Annotated in this window: 15 protein-coding genes and 1 pseudogene; 7 read left to right on the top strand and 9 right to left on the bottom strand. The window is 41.2% G+C overall.

Translation table 11 applies throughout. The annotated features are described in order from the left end of the window. The first annotated feature begins 487 nt into the window (after window positions 1-487). Window positions 488-889, top strand: a complete 402-nt coding sequence (locus LBE40_RS00590) for a helix-turn-helix domain-containing protein (RefSeq protein WP_004861162.1) — start codon at window positions 488-490, stop codon at window positions 887-889. A gap of 643 nt (window positions 890-1532) precedes the next feature. Here LBE40_RS00590 and groL read toward each other — a convergent pair. Further along, window positions 1533-3176 (bottom strand): chaperonin GroEL, encoded by a 1644-nt coding sequence (groL, locus tag LBE40_RS00585; protein ID WP_004861159.1) that lies wholly within the window; start codon window positions 3174-3176, stop codon window positions 1533-1535. A 76-nt stretch (window positions 3177-3252) separates the two neighbouring features. Beyond that, window positions 3253-3549, bottom strand: coding sequence for a co-chaperone GroES (groES, locus tag LBE40_RS00580; RefSeq protein WP_004857291.1), 297 nt, complete (start codon window positions 3547-3549; stop codon window positions 3253-3255). Between the two features lie 227 nt (window positions 3550-3776). Between groES and fumC the strand changes: the two genes are divergently transcribed. Beyond that, window positions 3777-5165: a class II fumarate hydratase gene (fumC, locus tag LBE40_RS00575; protein WP_004861157.1), complete on the top strand. Its 1389-nt coding sequence runs from the start codon at window positions 3777-3779 to the stop codon at window positions 5163-5165. A 419-nt stretch (window positions 5166-5584) separates the two neighbouring features. Here the strand turns inward: fumC and LBE40_RS00570 are convergent, their stop codons facing one another. Beyond that, a complete protein-coding gene (locus LBE40_RS00570; protein WP_004861154.1) occupies window positions 5585-7213 on the bottom strand; it encodes an alpha-D-glucose phosphate-specific phosphoglucomutase in 1629 nt (542 codons plus the stop codon). 193 nt (window positions 7214-7406) lie between these two features. On the opposite strand from LBE40_RS00570, the gene LBE40_RS00565 reads away from it, so the two are divergent. Further along, entirely contained in the window at window positions 7407-7931 is a 525-nt protein-coding gene (locus tag LBE40_RS00565) for a peroxiredoxin (RefSeq protein WP_004861151.1), read from the top strand. A 368-nt stretch (window positions 7932-8299) separates the two neighbouring features. Here LBE40_RS00565 and hisS read toward each other — a convergent pair whose 3' ends face one another. Together hisS and pyrF are read right to left on the bottom strand one after the other, a co-directional pair. After that, complete coding sequence (hisS, locus tag LBE40_RS00560) at window positions 8300-9808, bottom strand: histidine--tRNA ligase (protein WP_004861149.1); 1509 nt, start codon at window positions 9806-9808, stop codon at window positions 8300-8302. Window positions 9809-10326: 518 nt separating this feature from the next. Further along, entirely contained in the window at window positions 10327-11172 is an 846-nt protein-coding gene (gene pyrF / locus LBE40_RS00555; protein WP_004861145.1) for an orotidine-5'-phosphate decarboxylase, read from the bottom strand. Window positions 11173-11597: 425 nt separating this feature from the next. Here pyrF and LBE40_RS00550 point away from each other — a divergent pair, with 425 nt between their 5' ends. The 4 genes from LBE40_RS00550 to LBE40_RS00535 all read left to right on the top strand — a co-directional run bounded on the left by LBE40_RS00550 (window position 11598) and on the right by LBE40_RS00535 (window position 15199). Then, window positions 11598-12686 carry a DUF3792 family protein gene (locus LBE40_RS00550; RefSeq protein ID WP_004859742.1) on the top strand — a complete coding sequence of 363 codons (1089 nt, stop codon included), beginning with the start codon at window positions 11598-11600 and terminating at the stop codon, window positions 12684-12686. Between the two features lie 347 nt (window positions 12687-13033). Then, the gene (locus tag LBE40_RS00545; RefSeq protein WP_040297143.1) at window positions 13034-14236 is read left to right on the top strand and encodes an MFS transporter; all 1203 of its coding nucleotides are present in this window, start codon (window positions 13034-13036) and stop codon (window positions 14234-14236) included. A gap of 422 nt (window positions 14237-14658) precedes the next feature. Continuing rightward, a complete protein-coding gene (locus LBE40_RS00540; protein ID WP_252615207.1) occupies window positions 14659-15021 on the top strand; it encodes a hypothetical protein in 363 nt (120 codons plus the stop codon). 10 nt (window positions 15022-15031) lie between these two features. Next, window positions 15032-15199: a hypothetical protein gene (locus tag LBE40_RS00535; RefSeq protein WP_004861135.1), complete on the top strand. Its 168-nt coding sequence runs from the start codon at window positions 15032-15034 to the stop codon at window positions 15197-15199. 525 nt (window positions 15200-15724) lie between these two features. Here LBE40_RS00535 and LBE40_RS00530 read toward each other — a convergent pair. The 4 genes and pseudogenes from LBE40_RS00530 to LBE40_RS08360 all read right to left on the bottom strand — a co-directional run. Then, window positions 15725-16129 (bottom strand): YqcI/YcgG family protein, encoded by a 405-nt coding sequence (locus LBE40_RS00530; RefSeq protein ID WP_245256421.1) that lies wholly within the window; start codon window positions 16127-16129, stop codon window positions 15725-15727. 334 nt (window positions 16130-16463) lie between these two features. Next, on the bottom strand, window positions 16464-17669 hold the full coding sequence (locus tag LBE40_RS00525) for an ATP-grasp domain-containing protein (RefSeq protein WP_004861130.1): 1206 nt from the start codon (window positions 17667-17669) through the stop codon (window positions 16464-16466). Continuing rightward, entirely contained in the window at window positions 17666-18871 is a 1206-nt protein-coding gene (locus tag LBE40_RS00520; RefSeq protein WP_004861128.1) for an MFS transporter, read from the bottom strand. The genes LBE40_RS00525 and LBE40_RS00520 overlap by 4 nt, the downstream gene beginning before the upstream one ends. 307 nt (window positions 18872-19178) lie before the next feature. Beyond that, window positions 19179-19350: pseudogene (locus LBE40_RS08360) on the bottom strand (transposase domain-containing protein); the annotation flags it as partial. Window positions 19351-19826 lie beyond the last annotated feature (476 nt).

Below are 19826 nucleotides of genomic sequence, written 5' to 3'. Positions count from 1 at the left end.
TAGGTATCCTCGGGATTCCGGGAGATTTTGCTATGTCCAGGTGCTCTCAGCACTAAAAGCAAAAGGCTAATTTGAGTTCAGTGTTTTCAAGCTCCCGGAATACCAATGCGAGGGCGCTCGCAACCGGCGGGGGGCTCTAAAGTGCAAGTAAAAAATCCTCTCAACTACATTTTGCAGGCAAGAAAATTACGATTTTCTCGTCATTGTTTATTTGATGAGGAACACAACACCTCCCATAAAAAATGATCCGTTAAGAAAGACTGTTTTCATTTTTATTGTAAATCCCCTGAAATTACTTTATGACTCAAAAGGTGATTTTGGTCGCATACGCAACGACCAATAGGGCTCTAAAACCCGAAACCTAAACATGAATTTACCCCGCTTTGCGGGTATCCCGGGATTCCGGGAGATTTTGCTATGTCCAAGTGCTTTAAGCACTAAAAGCAAAATGCTGATTTAGGTTCAGTTTTAGACTCCCGGAATACTCATGCGAGGGCGCTCGCAACCGACGGGGAGCTCTAAAGTGCAAACCAAAACTCTCAACGACATTTTTGTAGGCAAGAGAATTCGTTTTAGGCGAAAAATGCTAAAAATGTCTCAAAAAGAATTAGCGCATGCTTTAAGTGTAAGCTACCAACAAGTTCAAAAATATGAAACAGGCTTAAATCGTGTGAGCGCAGGGCGCCTGAAAGATATTGCCGATATCCTGAGCGTTCCACTTACCTTTTTTTACACTGATGTCTTAACAAAACAAGAAATCCCATACCAACATGATGAGCTAATATCGAGCAGAGAGGAATATCTGCTTTTAAAAAGATTTAGAGTTTTAACATCTGTAAAACAAAGAGCAATTTTACAACTCATCGCTGATCAAAATGAAAACTTTTAACATTATGGAGAGATCTACACTCTCTGTTCAGTAGCATTCGTGGATATTTTTTTAAAGCCCAGCCTCTTACGCATAGTGAACAGTTTTTATTTTCAACCATGTGCACTTAAATACGCCTGTTATAAATACTTGGGTATCTGTTTTAACTTCCCTCCACCCTAAAGGACGATGATTCCTGCCAAACGGTCTGTAACTAATCGGGCTTCTCTTAAGGCCGGTTCTCCTTGCCTTCTCACTCATGCACTTCATTTTACAAGATTCTACAAACAAGCCCTGCCCTGAATATTCACCACACTCTTGAATAAAAAACACTGCATGGGTAAAGTTTACCTTATATCGCTACCATAAACGACAGTATTTTACGGCACAACAGGATAAAAACACTTCATTCCGTAAAAGAAAAAAGCATGTAGAAAGAGCAAAATCTTCTAACACCAACGATAAGATAGAGCAACCTTATTTTCCAATAAAAACGCGAGCATCAACGAGTCTGAGTAGAATTGCTTTATTTTGTGCATTAATAATCTATACCCCGCCGGAACTTTCCTGATTCAAGGCTTCTTTTCCAGCAGCTGTCAAAAAAGAGAAAAAAACAAAAAAAACGGGCCCATTGGGCCCGTTTCTTTTTACCTTTATAAAGGGCTTAGAAATCCATTCCGCCCATTCCGCCCATTCCACCGCCAGGCATTGGTGGCATTGGAGTATCTTTCTTTGGAACTTCAGCAACCATTGCTTCTGTTGTAATAAGAAGGCTAGCAATTGATGCAGCATTCTGGAGAGCAGAACGCACAACCTTCACAGGATCAACAATTCCCAAAGCAATCAAATCGCCAAACTCACCGGTTGCAGTATTGTAACCATAAGTGTCTGCATTGTTTTCAAGCACTTTGCCAACAATAATCGCTGCTTCTTCACCAGCATTGCTTGCAATTTGGCGCGCTGGTGCTTGTAGAGCACGGCGAACGATATTAATACCAGCTTCTTGGTCAGGGTTGCTACCTTTAACAGTCAGTGCATTTGCAGCACGCAACAATGCAGTACCACCACCAGCAACAATACCTTCTTCCACAGCAGCACGTGTTGCGTTCAAAGCATCATCAACACGGTCTTTCTTTTCTTTTACTTCAACTTCTGTTGCACCACCAACGCGGATAACAGCAACACCACCAGCGAGTTTAGCAAGTCTTTCTTGCAATTTCTCACGATCATAGTCAGAAGTTGTTTCTTCGATCTGTGCTTTAATCTGATTGACGCGAGCACTAATCTCAGTTTTTTGTCCAGAACCATCAATAATCGTCGTATTTTCTTTAGAAATATTGACTTTCTTAGCACGTCCAAGCATATCCAAAGTGACATTTTCAAGCTTAATGCCCACATCTTCGGAAATAACCTGACCCGATGTCAAAATTGCAATATCTTCAAGCATTGCTTTACGACGGTCACCAAAGCCTGGAGCTTTCACAGCAGCGATTTTCAAACCACCACGCAGCTTGTTGACAACAAGCGTTGCCAAAGCTTCACCTTCCACATCCTCAGCGATAATGAGAAGTGGTTTACCAGACTGAACAACAGCTTCAAGCACAGGAAGAAGAGATTGTAGATTAGACAATTTCTTTTCGTGAATAAGAATGTAAGGATCATCAAGATCTGCCACCATTTTCTCAGCATTGGTGACAAAGTAAGGGGAAAGATATCCACGATCAAACTGCATTCCTTCCACGACTTCCAATTCCGTTTCAGCAGTTTTAGCTTCTTCCACGGTAATAACGCCTTCATTGCCAACTTTTTCCATGGCATCCGCGATCATTTTACCGATTTCTGCAGCTCCATTAGCAGAAATTGTTCCCACTTGAGCGATTTCTGCTGAAGTTTGGATTTTTTTTGCTTTTTTGAAGAGAGTTGCTACCACTTCTTCAACAGCAGCATCAATCCCGCGTTTAAGATCCATTGGGTTCATGCCCGCAGCAACGGCTTTTACGCCTTCTTGCACAATAGCCTGCCCCAAAACAGTTGCAGTTGTTGTACCATCACCAGCAATATCATTGGTTTTGGAAGCAACTTCGCGCAACATTTGCGCACCCATATTTTCGAACTTATCTTCCAGTTCAATTTCCTTTGCAACGGATACACCATCTTTTGTGATGCGAGGCGCACCAAATGATTTATCGATAACCACATTGCGACCTTTAGGGCCCAGCGTCACCTTTACAGCGTTAGCAAGGATATCAACACCGCGCAATAAACGCTCACGCGCTTCACGGCCAAATTTGACTTCTTTAGCAGCCATTTAATTTCTCCTTGGAGTTGTCTTAATGAAGTACAAAATACCAAATAATACAAAATGGAAGTATTGAGAGACTAAATTAGCCCAAAATTCCCATAATGTCAGATTCTTTCATAATAAGGAGGTCTTCGCCATTAATTTTAACTTCGGTTCCAGACCATTTTCCAAACAAGATACGATCTCCTGTTTTAACTTCTAAAGGCACACGCTTTCCGTTGTCATCGAGAGCGCCATTGCCAACAGCAATAACTTCACCTTCTTGAGGTTTTTCCTTTGCTGTATCAGGGATGATAATCCCACCAGCAGTCTTATTTTCAGATTCAACCCGACGGACAACGACACGATCGTGAAGTGGGCGGAATTGTATGTTAGCCATGTTTTAAATCCTTAAAACTTAGTATAACTGAATTAATCTTAAAGGGTTTGTTAGCACTCTTAAATCATGAGTGCTAGTATCAACCCGAATATAAAATCGCCACTCTTCAATGTCAAGGATCAACTGTTAAAATAATTTACTTTAAGAGGTCTTAAGAGTCTTGCCTCTTTTTTCACTTTTGCGTTATCTAGCTTTTTATTATACCTGTGAACATAAAGGATCTTATCATGGTTGAAACACGTCAGGAAACGGATAGCTTTGGAACAATTTCGGTACGTCAAGACCGTTATTGGGGTGCACAAACTGAACGTTCTCTGCATAATTTTAATATTGGCAGTGAAAAACAACCTCTCACCATCATCTATGCCTTAAGCCTTATCAAAAAGGCAGCAGCTCTTGTGAATATGGAAAAAGGGAAGCTTCCGCAAAACATCGGGAAAGCAATCATTACTGCTGCTGATGAGGTACTTGCAGGAACATTCGATACGCATTTTCCCCTTTCTGTCTGGCAAACGGGTTCCGGCACGCAAAGCAATATGAACGTCAATGAAGTCATCGCTAACCATGCCAGCCTGCTCTTGGGAGGGAAACTTGGCAACAAAGCGCCCGTTCACCCAAATGATCACGTGAATATGAGCCAATCATCAAACGATTCTTTTCCCACCGCGCTTCACATTGCGACCACACTACAAACGCGCCAACACTTATTTCCTATTCTTGAAGCCCTTATTACCACTTTAAGAAAAAAAGAAGAAGAATTTGCCGATATTATCAAAATCGGACGCACCCATACCCAAGATGCAACACCCTTAACTTTAGCGCAAGAATTTTCAGGCTATCGCGCCGCACTAGAAGCCAATCTTCAGCGCATTGAAACAGCTCTTGCCGACGTTCAGACACTTGCTCAAGGAGGTACAGCTGTTGGAACAGGGCTCAATGCACCAAAAGGTTTTGATGTTGCTTTTGCTCAAACAATAAGCACCCTTACAGGGATAACCTTTAAAACCGCCAACAATAAATTTGAAGCCCTTGCCCACCATGGAGCCCTTGCACATTTCCATGGAAGCCTGAATGCTCTAGCTGCTGATTTGTTTAAAATTGCCAACGATATCCGATTCTTAGGCTCAGGTCCCCGCTCAGGCTTGGGTGAATTAAGCTTACCCGAAAATGAACCAGGATCTTCTATCATGCCAGGCAAGGTTAACCCCACACAGTGCGAAGCAATGACAATGGTTGCCTGCCAAGTCTTTGGCAATCATACCAGTGTCACATTTGCCGCAAGCCAAGGGCATTTTGAACTAAACGTTTATAAACCTGTTATTGGCTATAATGTATTACAATCGATTACACTTCTTGGTGATTGCATGCGCTCTTTTGATTTGCATTGCATACAAGGATTACGCGCCAATCGCGTTCATATTCACTCTCTCATGGAACGCTCTTTGATGCTCGTGACAGCCCTTGCCCCAGAAATTGGCTATGAAAAAGCTGCTGAAATTGCCAAAGCGGCACATAAAAATGATACAACTTTGCGCACTGAAGCACTAAAAGCAGGCGTTTCTGGAGAGGATTATGACCGTCTAGTTGATCCAAAAAAGATGATCGCCCCACAATAAACCACGAGAGACAATTCTCCTTAAAATAAACCTTCATGTAAAACTATTGGACCATAAACTTATCCGATAATTTTAAAGTTAGGTGTTTTGAGAGACAATTATATTAGGTTATAATTGTCTCTCAAAGATGATCACCCCACAAGAAGCAAAAGGATGGAGAGCTCCTTAAACCAGATCTTTCTGTAAGAACATCAGAGCACTTGCAATCCAATTCCTGTTACCAATGGCATTTGGCTTTCAAAATCAGAACCGTATTCGAGCTTGAATAAAGCAAGCTTTTCAGAAAATGAACGCAGAACCTTCCACCACGGGAATAAAAATGCCTCTAACCACCTCAATCAAGAGCAGTTCACAACATTTTGAGCTGATAAAGAGAATGATGGTGGCTACCCATATTTATACAACACAATACAGCGCTCTCATGTGATAACATCGGGATGTTCACGACCAAATTCTTGTTGCATATTTAACAATTGAAGTGCCGCTTGTTGCAAAGGTCGGAGAACTTTTTGCGGATCTTGATTGTGTTTGTGTAGATTTCCTTCGTATTGCTCAAAATAAAGCCGTAAAGTAGCTCCCACCGTCCCTGTTCCCGATAAGCGTATCACTAATCGTGCACCATTCTTGAAAAAAACACGGATACCTTGCTTTGTGCTAGCACTCTGATCAATGGGATCATGATAAGTAAAATCGTCTGCTTTTTCGACCTCTAATCCAGCAATTTCTGTTCCCACTTGTGGCAAATGTGCACGTAATCGTTCTATAATCGCTTCTGCTTTATCACTCTCCACACCTTCATAATCATGGCGCGAAGTGTAAAAACGCCCATAAGTGCACCAATGTTGTTGAACAATTTGTGCGACAGATTTCCCTGTCACCGCTAAAAGATTGAGCCAAAATAACACAGCCCATAAACCATCTTTTTCGCGGATATGATGAGAGCCAGTTCCAAAGCTTTCTTCACCACAAAAAGTCACTTTCCCCGCATCCAAAAGTGACGCAAAAAACTTCCACCCTGTTGGCGTCTCAAAACAATTCAATCCTTTTTTTTCAGCAACCAGATCAACGGCACGCGCTGTTGGCATAGATCGGGCAATCCCCACAATGCCTTGGCGATAACCTTTAATCAGATGTGCATGTTCAGCCATAATAGCCAAAGAATCAGAAGGCGTGACAAATTGCCTACGACCAATAATGAGATTACGATCTCCATCACCATCAGATGCCGCGCCAAGATCAGGGGCTTTATCAGACATTAACAAATCATAAAGAGCCTTAGCATAAACCAAATTGGGATCTGGATGCCCTCCTCCAAAATCTGGCAAAGGAATACCATTGACCACCGTTCCTTCCGAAAACCCTAAACATTTCTCAAAAATTTCGCGCGCATAAGGCCCTGTGACGGCATGCATTGCATCAAAGCGTAAGGTTAAACCTCTTTCTACTGCTCGAGCAATACAATCAAAGTCAAAAATCTCCTGCATCAAAGCAACATAATCAGCTACCGGATCAAGTATTTCCACCCGCATAGACCCGATAAAGGTCGTTCCTTCTCTGTCTAAATCAACGTCTGGAGCTTCAAAAGTTTTATAAAAAGCAAGATGTTGTGACGCTGCAAAAATAGCTTCACACAAAGAATCAGGAGCAGGACCACCATGAGAAATATTGTATTTGATGCCACAATCCCCCTCTAAACCACCAGGATTGTGACTTGCTGAGAGAATAATCCCACCATGGGCATGATATTTGCGAATAAGATGTGAAACAGCAGGCGTGGAAAGAATACCCCCTCTTCCAACTTTTACACAAGCAACACCGTGAGCCGCTGCCATTTTCAATACAGTCTGAAGAAGGGTAAGGTTGAAATAGCGCCCATCACCACCAAGAATTAACAATTTCCCTTCCATAGGCCCAATGCTATTAAAAATGGATTGAATAAAATTTTCAACATAATGAGGCTGTTGAAAAACCGATATTTTTTTGCGCAAACCAGACGTACCCAGTTTTTGATCATTAAAAGCCATAGTCAAAACTGTGGTTATGCTCATAAACACGCCTTCATATTATTTTTCTCGATTTTAGAATGAACATCTATCAAAGTCGACCATTAATTCTGCCATTAATTCTACTTGACGACACAATGAAATACTTGCACACTTAACGCAACATTGAGCGGTTTAAAATGCACTCTTAAATACGCTTTAAAACACAACCCTCATAGAAAAATACAGGAGCATTATTATGACGAGAAAAAAAGTTCCCAATGTAACCTTCCACACACGTGTGCGTGATGAATCAGTGAGTGGCAACAATCCTTATCGGTGGCAAGAGGTTAACAGTGATGCGTACTTTAAAGGCAAACGGGTTATTCTTTTTTCTCTTCCTGGAGCTTTTACGCCCACTTGCTCAACCTTTCAGCTACCTGATTTTGAAAAACTCTATGATGAATTTAAAAAAAATGGCATTGATGAAATTTATTGCCTTTCCGTCAATGATGCTTTTGTCATGAACGCTTGGGGAAAAACTCAAGACATAAAAAATGTGAAATTAATCCCCGATGGCTCAGGCGAATTCACACGCAAAATGGGCATGCTAGTTTCTAAAGACAATATCGGTTTTGGAATGCGCTCATGGCGTTATGCTGCTGTTATTAATGACGGCGTTATTGAACAATGGTTTGAAGAAGAAGGTTTTTCTGACAATTGCACAACAGATCCTTATGAAGTATCTTCACCACAAAACGTTTTAAAAACCCTGCAAGGCTAATTTCAAAATAAATTCACGCGTTTAAATAACACAAACCTCACGACACAAATTCTTTCACAAAAAGGAGTTTGTGTCGTTTGTATTTTATAAATTTTTAATTGAAAAAACCACAAACAAGTTACAGACTGAATATTTTCACCACGAAAACATACACCTACTCTATCATAGCCCCACCACCACAAAAAACCAAAGAACAACTTTTTATCCATCATTATTGATGAACAGCAAAGAGCAACGCAGCCTCAAACACAGGTCCCGTGTAGTGCTCTATCCGCACATCGCAGAAGGATCAATTCTGATGCGATTTGAGTATCACCACCCCTAAACTTTTATTTTTTAAGATTGTTTGTTCTAAGAGTATAAGACCTCTATTTAAAGCATGAAAACTTTTGTGCGTTTTGTGTTGCCAAAATATCCTGTACCGTTTTAACCAATTGCCCTTCATCAACGGTTACTTGCGCTGGTCGGCTTTCACGCCATGTTTGATTATCCTTAATTTCATGCGACAAACGCGCACCCTCAAGCAAATCTTTGATCTGTATTTTTCCGCTCTCACGCTCTTGTGAACCTTGTATCACCACACAAGGGGCTTGGCGCCGATCAGCATATTTCATCTGCGCTTTCATCCCCGATGCACCCAAATAAAGTTCAGCACGAATTCCAGCACCGCGCAACTGCATCACCATTTTTTGATAACCAGCAACAGCTTCCGGCTCTTTATCCATCATCAGCACTACCACAGGTCCGGTATTTTCTTTCACAGGCAATTTTCCAAGATTTTGCAAAGCGGCTATCAAGCGTGAGATACCAATTGAAAAACCCGTTGCCGGAATATTTTCACCACGAAAACGTGCAATCAACCCATCATAGCGTCCACCTCCACCAACAGACCCAAAGACAACTTTTTGTCCATCATCATTGAGAACATCAAAGAGCAACGCAGCCTCAAAAACAGGTCCCGTGTAATACTCTAATCCACGCACTACAGAAGGATCAATTTTGATACGATTCTGATACCCATTTGCAGCAAAAATTGCTTGCATTTCCTCAAGCTCACGAACCCCTTCAAGTCCTTGAGCACTCTGATCAACAACTTTTCTAAGAGCTTCAAGTGTTTCCTCTGCTGTTTCAGCCTGTGCCCTAAGCAAAGCAAGAATACAATCAATATCCTTGTCCTTAAGCTCTGCCCCTTTTGTAAAATCACCACTTTCATCCAAACGCCCCTTGCTCAAGAGCAAACGCACACCCTCAAAACCAAATTTGTCAAGTTTATCAATTGCTCGAAGAACAGTGAGGCGCCTTTCAGTTTGTTCACTTCCCCCCAAACCAATCAATTCTAAAACACTCTCCAGAATCTTTCTGTTATTAAGACGAATAGCATAGTCATGGTGCTCAATGCCTAATTTTTCCAAACTATCGGCTGCCATCATGCAAATTTCTGCATCCGCAGCAACAGTTGGTGTTCCAACAATATCAGCATCAAACTGCATAAATTGCCGAAACCGCCCCGGTCCGGGCTTTTCATTGCGGAAAACAAAGCCTAGACGATAGCTCCGATAAGGCTTTGGCAAAGTTTCAAAATTCTCCGCAAAATAACGAGCAAGAGGAGCGGTAAGATCATAACGCAAAGACATCCATTGCTCATCATCATCTTGTAGCGAAAAAACCCCCGCATTTGGGCGATCTGAATCAGGTAAAAACTTACCCAACACATCCGTATATTCAAAAATCGGTGTTTCAAGCGCTTCAAAACCGTAAAGTTCATAAACTTCCCGGATCTGAGTTATCATGGTCTCAGTTGCATACAATTGTGCGCTTGTACGATCAACAAAACCACGAGGTAAACGAGCTTTGGTTTTTTCTTGTTTTGATGACATATGATTCTCTAACAACAATTTGTATTTACAATTGTCTTGTTCTTATCTTATAGAAACAAACGCTGCAATGCCTTTATCACCCTAAACCTTCAAGCAACATTCACCAACACAACATGCATAAGCGTTTGTTTTACAAAGATGATACCCCTTCTTTCAAGAGTATCCGCTATGAAAACACTGGCACTTTCAATACCAGAATCAAAATGTAAACTCTCTCCGAATATTCTTCTATTTGCTCATGAAAAATGCTGCACCCCTCACTCAAACAGTCTCAATATCCTAGCCCCATACGTCCTTTTCCCCCTTTGGCGCGTTCCTTTAAGCAATTTTCCCCTCTTCCCACGATCTCTGCATTCTCCTCCACCAGCCCTTTCTTTCTCCAAATATTTTTTCGCGCTGTATCCCTATCCCAAAATCAAACGCATGCCTGCTTCTTTAGAGACATAAAAAGCAACCGTTTATTCTAGATAAACAAAAACACCCCTATAAGTACTTTCCAGACTTATCACATATACATCTCAAGACAGGAGAGTGCTTTTAGCTTGCTGTGCGAAGTTATTGATACATGTTTTTAAATCAACAATATTGGGACCAACATCCGTAATCGACCTTGAAATGGCAGGAATAATATTCCGCCACAAACTTTGCGGAAATTGGTTTGTCAGTTGCGGTATTGTTCCCCCTTGAGCACCAATACCAGGAACAAGAAACAAGCTGTTTTTTAACTGCTCGATTGCCTCTTTTGATTCACTTCCCAATGTTGCCCCAATAACCGCACCAATAGGACCAACAGAATAATTTTGTCCTAAAAACTGGCTATTATAGTCACAAATACGCTGTGCCAAATGAACAGAAAGTGTCTGATCACCAATACGAGCATTTCGAATTTGCTTGCCCTCTGGATTAGAAGATTCAACAACCACAAAAACCGCTGTTCCTGTTTCTTCTGCAATTTTTATCATAGGAATGAGAGCATCAAAGCCAAGAAAAGCATTCACGGTTATAGCATCCGCTTTAAACGCACTACTTGAACCAAGCCAAGCTTGACCATAGGCTTCAACAGTAGAACCAATATCCCCCCTTTTTGCATCAACAAGAACCAATAAACCTTGTTCCTGTGCATTTTCAATGAGTTCTTTGAGAACTTGAAGTCCTTCCACACCATACAATTCAAAAAATGCGACTTGCGGCTTTATAACACCCACATTACCCACAACCGCTGTTAAGAGGATATCACAAAACTCTTTGAGTCCTTTATAATCAAAGCTTAAATTCCATGATTGCAAAACCTTATGGCTAGGGTCAAAACCAATACAAAGCGGACCATATATTTCCCGATTTTTAAAAAAATTTGAACAAAACATTTCACACCCTAACCTCGTTTTTCTTTAAATTTCTGATACAAATGAAGAGGAATTTACTTATAAAAATGACCGGTAGCATATTTTTAATGAAGAAAAAATATTTTCAAATTTCACCGTGAGGCAAGAACAAAACTCCCAACAGCATTTCATAAATACGACCTTTTGGTATAAAAATATCCCTTCTGCTTGCTTTATTTTCTTTGAGAGTATTTATCTCTCATAAAACACACTTTCTCAATCAACTAGCACGAGACTAAAGTTTTTTAAGAAGACGTTTTATCATCGTTCTGGTATGATAATCATACGCTGATTATCAGCATTTGTTTTGGGTATTCCCCCTCCATTTTTGGCGCACATTTATCCATTTTGGAACATAATGGTTCAGGAAGCATTGTATCTCCAGCATTATTCAAGGAGATAAACACATGGAAACCCGCATTCCTGAAGACACACCATTCGATACTCATTTTCTAGGGGAAACATCCCTAGAGAAAGAATATTCCTTTTTCTACACACCCATTTCATGGTCAGCAATCTTTGCTGGACTGGTGACAGCTTTCGCCACATCTATCTGCCTCTCTTTTCTAGTTGCAGCGTTAGGCTTAAGCCAAATGGATTTCACCTCCTCAACCCCATTTGAGGGTTCTTTTCTCTCCTTTGGCATTGGTTCTCTTATCGTTATGCTGATAAGCCTTGCTTTGGGAGGTTTTGTTGCTGGGCGTTTTGCAGAATCCTCAGGAAGCCTTCATGGTTTTCTCACCTGGGCTCTGTTAACACTTCTGATGACCCTTCAAGCCATCCACGTAGTTTCAAGTACAGCAAAAATAGGGACTAAAGCTGCCTTAGAAAACAGCTCCATGGTCCAACAAACCGTAGACAACTTCAAAACAAATCTTTCTCCCCTTCTTTCAAAATTAAATGGCGAAAGTCTTGAAAAGTTTTTTGCAAAAAACAGTGACAATGGCGTTGATTTTGATCAGCTTGGTAGTGAATTGCGCACCCTTCTTAATAAAAGCGACATTCCTGCCCTCAACCCTGAGCGCTTAAAACAAACCTATCAGGCAGCCCTCAACGATATTGGCTCTGCAATAACAGCTTTTAAAAATGATCCTTCTGACTATCGCACCACTTTAAAAAATCTTGGTGAGCGCCTATCTGATCGTGTAGAAGCCATTACAGCAAAGCTTGATCGAAGTGATATCATCAATGGTCTTATGAACAATGGCATGTCACGTGCAGATGCGCAAAAAACCGCCAACCGTGCTGTTCAACTCTATCAAACAGCAGAAACAAAAACCGAGGACGCACTCAAAGCCCTTGAAGAACAAGCAGAAACACTCTCGGACAATCTTGAGGATGCCATAGAGGGAGCAAAAAACACTGCGACTAAAGTCACCAAAACAGCATCACATATGGGCTGGTGGGGCTTTTTAGGAAGCTTGATTGGTGCCATAATTTCCAGTGTGTGTGGCTATTATGGTTACAGAAGCCGTAAGGATACTTTTATGCTTTAAAAACTTTTGCCTTATAATGCATAAAACAAATAAAAAGCTGTACAGACCGTACAGCTTTTTTTGTAACTTTTTTTGCCTGCTCTTTTGTATCATTGAATTTCATATCGTAAACTTCACTCCCTCACTCCCCTCATGTCTCATGAGCCCCCTTGCTTAAAACAAAAGAACGACTCATCACCGCAAAGAGACATTACACTAATTTTCAAGATAGCTCTTATTGAGAGAGCTTCCTTTCTCAACTCTCATCAGGAAAAAAGTAGACAGAGCGAAATTGCATGATATACATACAACACAGCGCAGAAGGAAATTTTAAAAGCCGTAAAAGCCTTGGCATCTTGGGGGGCGTTGTGACAAAGAAGGAATCCATGATTTTCACCCAAATGGGACTTTTCCTTGTTTTGGGCTTTAGCAGCTTTGCCGATGAAACAGCACAAGTTACATTTGCTCTCCACTTAGCAGAAAGCACAGCCTCTATTTCAATGCTCCTTTTTGCTGGGCTTATGGGTGCAATTTGTGCCGGACCAATTGCACCACGCCTCTTACATCGCTTCCAACCAGCGCGAACAGTACCCATTGTTTTATTGTTGGAAGTACTCTTTATAGCCACAGCTGCAATCGCCAACCAATTTTGGGTTTATATTGCACTTTCTTTCGCACTAGGTTGTGCTGGTTCACTCTTTTGGTCCGCAATCCTCGTTTCCGTCCCAGAATTTGCAACCAATGATCAGCAACTAGACCGTATAAACCGCATTATCCAAACAGTCCGTAATCTTGGTTACATTGCTGGACCACTGCTAGGGGGTGTATTGTATGGAATATCAAATGGGCAAAAAGGATTGTTTGTGCTGTCAATCATGGTTCTTTGTGCAACCTTTATCACTCTCTTCTGTTTTAAAAGTTTAAAAATTCATACACAAATGACAAACACAGCAAAGCAAAGCAAAAAAGGGCTAGATTTAACGGGTCTCTTGCGTAAAAAAAATGTTGTCTATGCTCTTGCTCCCCTCATCATCACTATTGTCCTTACCTCTGCTCTCAACGTCTTATCGATTGTCCGCATTCGTACAGATCTCAACTTAAGCGCTGAAACCTATGGGATAATCACAAGCATGATAAGCCTAGGTTTAGTGGTCGGCCCTCTCTGCTTCTCCAGCCTTTTCCACCGCTTTGGCAATGCCGCTGGTGCATCACTTGCCGCTGCAATCATTGGCTTTAGCATTTTCTGCTTTTCCTTAACACAACTCGTATGGTTGATGATGCTTTCATTTTTTATCCTTGGAGCAGCCAACGGTGTGCAAAACGCTCTGATGGCAAGTTTTATGATGAAAGCCATTCAGAAAGAACACCGAAACAACCAAATGCCCGCCTATATCTTTATCATACAAACATCCGTATGCCTCGGCTTTATAGGCGCTGGTTTTGTCCATGTTCATCATACCCAAAGCACGCTGTTTATCATTGGCATCGCCACAATGATCGCAGGCATATTAGGTTTTATCTTGAACAGTGCCGTACAAAAAAAGGAACAGAGGGAATCTAATAATGGCTAGCGGACTCAGGCGTTTTCCGCCTAAAACAAATAATGCTCCAAAATGGGACTATAATCACCACTTGATAAAATCGTTGTATTTCCCATGCGACCCCACACCAATCAATATTACTTTGATGAAACACTTCTTTAGTGTGGAGCAGCTAACAACTATTCCTGAAACTTGGAATTTTAAAACAAAAAAACCGGTAACACCATGCAACAAAACCCTATAGGCCTAAATTTTACAATGGAACAGGCGGCTATGTGTGGCAACTCACAGACTACATGCAACATGATTTTAATGAGAGTACCAACACGCTCGAATTACAAAAACCCTCACCGCCTCCAACCGTCAATTCTTTCGCTGTCTACCCTCGTGAACTCAATCCCTTAGCGCACATCCAATGAGCTAAGGACGCGCAAATAATAAAAAATAAGCCCGTGCTCATTGTGAAACGCAAAATACAACCTGTAACGACTGTTTCTACAAAAAGAGCAGCATTTGGTGGATTTGATTTCCCAACATCTGAAGCGCTTCATGAAGGCTGTCTTGTCCAATCACTGAGGGAAATACAATTCAATGGTACTCTTCTTGCCTCTGGAAGTCTTTTGATATCACTTTTACAACACGGTCTCATCGAAACAGATCAAAAAGCATTTTCAGAAAATGATGCAACCGCTCTTTTACGAGAACCAACATGTGTTCTCCTATTGGCTACCATGCCAATGCGTATCCAATATCCCATAGAAGACTCAATAAAACTTTTTATAAAAGCAGGAATGCTGCGATTGATAAAATTATAAGGATAAAAAGATGCAGCTGATAAGACCTGGCATGGGAACAGAAAATAGTGCTCAACTTATCTATGCGCTTATTCAAATAGAAAGATCGCGCACAGTCATTGAAATCGATGCTGGTGATAAGCACACGCTTTATCGCAAAAGCACTTCAAAAAGCAAAACAAGCGTGGCAACAGGATAAAAAGCTTCTAGAATCCTCCCTGTGGGAAGAGCGCACAGCTTTACTCGCCCCCCTCAGGAATTCCTGAGAATTATCAACCACGATTGATCACCATTGATGATTTTTCAGCAGAAGGTCAATCAGATAACAAAAGCGTGAGGAAAAATCTGCACGAAAAGCAAAGCTTTCTTCGGTATTTTTTTCGCCCGTATCAGAGGAAATCAATTAGAAAGCATTCAGCTGCCCATTTTAATAGCAAGATTTTCCATAGCAATGGCGTATATGCATCCTGCATTTGACGCAACTGATTTATGCCTTGTATTGGCAGGCAGATGTATAACATTTCCTAGCGTACAGGTTATACGCTTTTCGCTATAGAAAAAATCTAGCTCTCCCTCTATAATTAAGAGAGTCTCATCGACTTTGTGCGTATGTCAATCGTGTATTTTTATTGGGAAATCTCTTTGTATCTCTATCGAGCCTTGCTCTGGCAACATCATTTTTAATGTATCATATATACTTTCATTTAATTTAATTTTAGAAAACTTAGTCATTGTTGCGCTCCATTATATGATATGGGCAAGGTGGAGATTCAATATTATTATCTTGCAGAAAGTATTGCATCCACTCTCTATTCTTTGGATCGCCATATTTCCCTAAAAAAGGGGATTTTGTGATAATATCAAAAGGTTCAAGTCTTTTTCTTACCGTGGAAAACGCATTTTTTGCTTTTTGTTCTGTATCCAACAGATCAGAAAAAACCCACCTAGGCTGGAAAGTTAACATAAATGTAGAACTTTTTCTACTTATTCTGTTTATATGGGACGGTGTATTGCAAACTATGAACATAGGCTCGCCATGAAAACAGAACTCCCATAGAGGATCATCCATATTTTTTGGTATATGCTTAGGCCATTCTCGATCGTCAAGTGCTCGTAAATCTTTAAGTATAGACCAAAATTTCTCTCTATAAACTTCGACACTTTGTATGGGTGCAGGCTCTTAAAATGTAACAAAAGATGTGTTCTTTCCAAAGCTCTTATAATTATCACAATAATTTATAAGGTCTTCCATAATATTTTTGCGGTTAACTTTTTGTAGAACCCAAATCTCAGTATGTCTTTTTGATATCCCTTTACCCCAAATAGGCAAGGAAAAATCCTGATTTTGTTATTCATTATTGCATCGAATTCTTTAAAAACCACCTGTTTCCATTTTTCATATTTTTCTATATTTTTCACTATTTGCGTTGCTGAATCCATATTTTCCTCCCAATTGTTGTATTTTATAGGAAATTGCTACGAATTATCCTCTCTAAAGTCGATAATTCATCATCACTCCGACCCCAAATTGCTATAATAGCTGGGCAGGTATTTAAATCGATTGTCAGGGGAAGCGGTTTGTTTTCTTTAAAAAAGAGCATAAAATGAACCACATTTTTCCAAGAATGAAGCTTTTGCTGCCATAGGTTAATATCTTTTATGATACGGCCGTCAACCTTGTTAATAAGAAAGAGAATACGCCCCTTTTTCTTAAAACAACTTGGCGCTTCCGAAAACACTCCCGCAATAAGATTAACGGAGCTTTCAAGTAAATCATCTTCATAACAATGAGCAAACAAGGTGGGCGCAATTCCCCCGTGGAGGCGGGCTCCCACTTCTATCATGACTGGACCATGGGCAGTTTGCATAATTTCCATATGCGCGGGCCCATATTCAATCCCCAGCACACGAATGCACTGTTTTGCATAAGAGATAAGAGCAGCATAAAGGGGATCTTGAGCATCAAGCACATCAAGCGATTCATAAACAAAGGCACTCCCATTATGGATACCCTTTTTATATCGTGATAAAGCACATATCTTTATCGCCTCCCCATTTACAACAGCATCTACTATGTATTCCTCTCCCACCAATCTTTCTTGAAGCAAATAAGCCTCGTTAGGTGCACCAAAAATATTCTTCTGCATCCAGTCGATCCTAGAAACCCACGCCACCAATTCCTCACGGCTGGAAAAAAACAAAACGCTATCACTCCCAGAAGAATCATTTGGCTTCACCACATAGCCGCTGAGGCTTTCAAAACCATCGAGAATACAATCATCTTTTGTAAGAATCTTTGACCGAATGTAAGACAAACCATTTTCACAAAGGCGCTTTTGCATCGTCGCCTTTTTCCGCCGCCAATCAGTGGTCAAAGGGTTATTTCCAAGACAACCATAGTAAGCAGCCAATTGTTCTGCACAATAAATACCTCCTTCAGCACCCGCTACCACGGATTCTATCGCACCAGCTGGAAAACGCTGCTTTATCTCATCCACACTATGAAGCTTCGCTTCTGCCATTCCCTCACCCTGATAAGAAAGCATAAAATGAGAAAAAAGAGCTGGTTGAGATGCAACACCGTAACAGGTATAGCCCAATTTTTGCAAAGCAGGACCATAGAGAGCACCTGTAGAGAAAGGGTCGACAATAAGAATGGGTTTGCTCATACCTTGGCTCGCCGCACTAAAAGAAAAAGGACATAAATAAAAATTATCACCCCTATAAGGGGTAGAAGATAAATGGCCGCCTGTGGTCCCATAAGAGCGGGGCTTGTAAGAAGACCAAGGATAACATAACCCGCTGATTGGGAGATAGTATAAAGCATACCGCTATAACTTCCCACAAACTCTGCTTGAGTCTCTGTCTGGGTCGCTTCAATCATATGTTTGCGGGCATTAATCCGCATGGTGTTCATCGAAAAGCCAATAAAAAAGCAAAAGACCACAGCCAAATAGGGCGATTGGGTGGTGCTAAAAATGAGATCAGCCACACCCAACATAAGGGCTGGAAGGATGAATTCAAAGCAGGGAATTTTGATAAAAGCAGCCAAAAAAGCGCCCACACCCGCAACCGCGCTGCAAAGCCCATAATATTCAGAGCTAAAATTTTTCACACTCTGAAAAAGAATAGTCGCCAGTGTATTATAGGCGCAAATATGAAAACCAATAAGGCCTATGCAGACGCATAAAAGTTTAAGTTCAAGAGAGAGCCTGTCTGCTTGCGGCATGGGTGTTAGCTTCTTCTCGGTTGCAGACGGTGCAACGCCTGTAGCACTATATTCATCGCGAAAAATGACATATCCGGCCACAAGGCTTACAATGATGTCAAACACACAAAGTGCCGCAATCAAACCATTATAGCCAACCCCAGCTGCTACCCCTCGCAGGCTGGTTGCTTCTAAGAGATAACCACTCAGTGCCGCTCCCAAAAAGGCACCGATCTGCACCACTGTTTGCATAATGCGGGAAGCCTTTTGGGCGCTAATATAACCTTTAAGCGCTAGCTTGGTATTATAAGTCTCGAGCGTACTTAAGGTGATCAAAGAGAGATAACCGATAGAGATAGATACAGCAATAAAACCAAAAGGAGAATCAGCGTAATGAAAAAGAGCAATTAATATAAGAAGGCTATAGATGATGATTCGCCTTTTGTATAAATCTACCAACCTCAGAGAAGACTTAATGCGGACAAGTCCGCTTTTTTTCAAAAGATAGGGTGTAAGGGTTCCCAAAGCCATGGACACACCCAAGAAAACCGATGAAGATGTTATGCGATAAACGTTCCAAAGATTACTTAAGAATAGCACCATATCAGAAAGATACAGCACAACAACAAGCCCATAAAACCGAAAAATCAGCTCTCTGCGCACGCGCACCCCCCCCACATATTTAAAAACACGCAATATTATAATCAGTATAGATATCGATTAACAACTAGTGCACGTATTGCTAGATATGTCAAGCTTCTCGATAGGAACATGATATAAGTCTGAATACTGACGTTTATCGTAGTGATAGCTCATTTTTGAGATATTGAATAGCGAGGGGGGCTGGTATTTTCTCTGCGCTTATTGCAAGCCATCTTACCGATAGTTCTTTCGCAAAAGTTATAATTTTTCGCACCATTTTACCTGCTAACAACACCGCAAAATTTTATATCCTACAATGCATTTATATTGCATAAATCTTGGCAGCAACATGTGCTTTGAATTTTGTTAAAATCCAATTGCGCGCTTTCCGTAATCTTCAGGCTTGGCATCAGGCTTATTGCCCGTATATGCCCCGCACAAAAAGGATGTTTGGAAATCGCTTCTGCCAGATCACGCCATGCTCGCTCAATGGGTTTAGAGGGAAGAAGGCCTTCCCTACTCAGCTTGCATCAGAGGGGTATGATGTTGAGTAGCATGCCCTTATTATTCGCTATTGCGTTCTTTCACGCGAGAAGACCCGAACCACCCCAGAGCGCTCACCATAGCTCTGCGCGCATTTACGCACTAGTATGTTTCCTCCTGCTTTCATTTTCAGAGAGTTATGATAGTTTTTTTCCAGTATAAAGAAGGAGTTTTAGATTTATCGGTTTAGAGGGAAGAAGGCCTTCCCTACCCCGCTTGCATCAGAGGGGCATGATGTTTAGTAGCATGCCCTTATTATTCGCTATTGCGTTCTTTCACGCGGGGGGAAGACATACTGAACCATCCCAGAGCGCTCACCATAAGGTCTTGGTGCGTTTATGCGCTACTATGTTTCTTTCTGCTTGGGATAGTGCTTCAAGGGCGAAGTACAGTGTAAAGGAGGTAATATGAGGGTCGCAAATCACGCTCCTTT

The organism is Bartonella taylorii, assembly GCF_023920105.1.
GTDB lineage: Bacteria > Pseudomonadota > Alphaproteobacteria > Rhizobiales > Rhizobiaceae > Bartonella > Bartonella taylorii.
The sequence above is the reverse complement of the archived record's forward strand: the minus strand, read 5'-3'. Positions and strand labels throughout refer to the sequence as shown.

What these genes read in the sequence shown, in the direction of transcription:
- fumC (WP_004861157.1), top strand. Translation starts at nt 3,777, where the DNA reads ATGGTTGAAACACGTCAGGAAACGGATAGCTTTGGAACAATTTCGGTA.
- pyrF (WP_004861145.1), bottom strand. Translation starts at nt 11,172, where the DNA reads ATGTTTTGTTCAAATTTTTTTAAAAATCGGGAAATATATGGTCCGCTT.
- groL (WP_004861159.1), bottom strand. Translation starts at nt 3,176, where the DNA reads ATGGCTGCTAAAGAAGTCAAATTTGGCCGTGAAGCGCGTGAGCGTTTA.
- LBE40_RS00525 (WP_004861130.1), bottom strand. Translation starts at nt 17,669, where the DNA reads ATGAGCAAACCCATTCTTATTGTCGACCCTTTCTCTACAGGTGCTCTC.
- hisS (WP_004861149.1), bottom strand. Translation starts at nt 9,808, where the DNA reads ATGTCATCAAAACAAGAAAAAACCAAAGCTCGTTTACCTCGTGGTTTT.
- LBE40_RS00550 (WP_004859742.1), top strand. Translation starts at nt 11,598, where the DNA reads ATGGAAACCCGCATTCCTGAAGACACACCATTCGATACTCATTTTCTA.
- groES (WP_004857291.1), bottom strand. Translation starts at nt 3,549, where the DNA reads ATGGCTAACATACAATTCCGCCCACTTCACGATCGTGTCGTTGTCCGT.
- LBE40_RS00590 (WP_004861162.1), top strand. Translation starts at nt 488, where the DNA reads ATGCGAGGGCGCTCGCAACCGACGGGGAGCTCTAAAGTGCAAACCAAA.
- LBE40_RS00570 (WP_004861154.1), bottom strand. Translation starts at nt 7,213, where the DNA reads ATGAGCATAACCACAGTTTTGACTATGGCTTTTAATGATCAAAAACTG.
- LBE40_RS00565 (WP_004861151.1), top strand. Translation starts at nt 7,407, where the DNA reads ATGACGAGAAAAAAAGTTCCCAATGTAACCTTCCACACACGTGTGCGT.
- LBE40_RS00535 (WP_004861135.1), top strand. Translation starts at nt 15,032, where the DNA reads ATGCAGCTGATAAGACCTGGCATGGGAACAGAAAATAGTGCTCAACTT.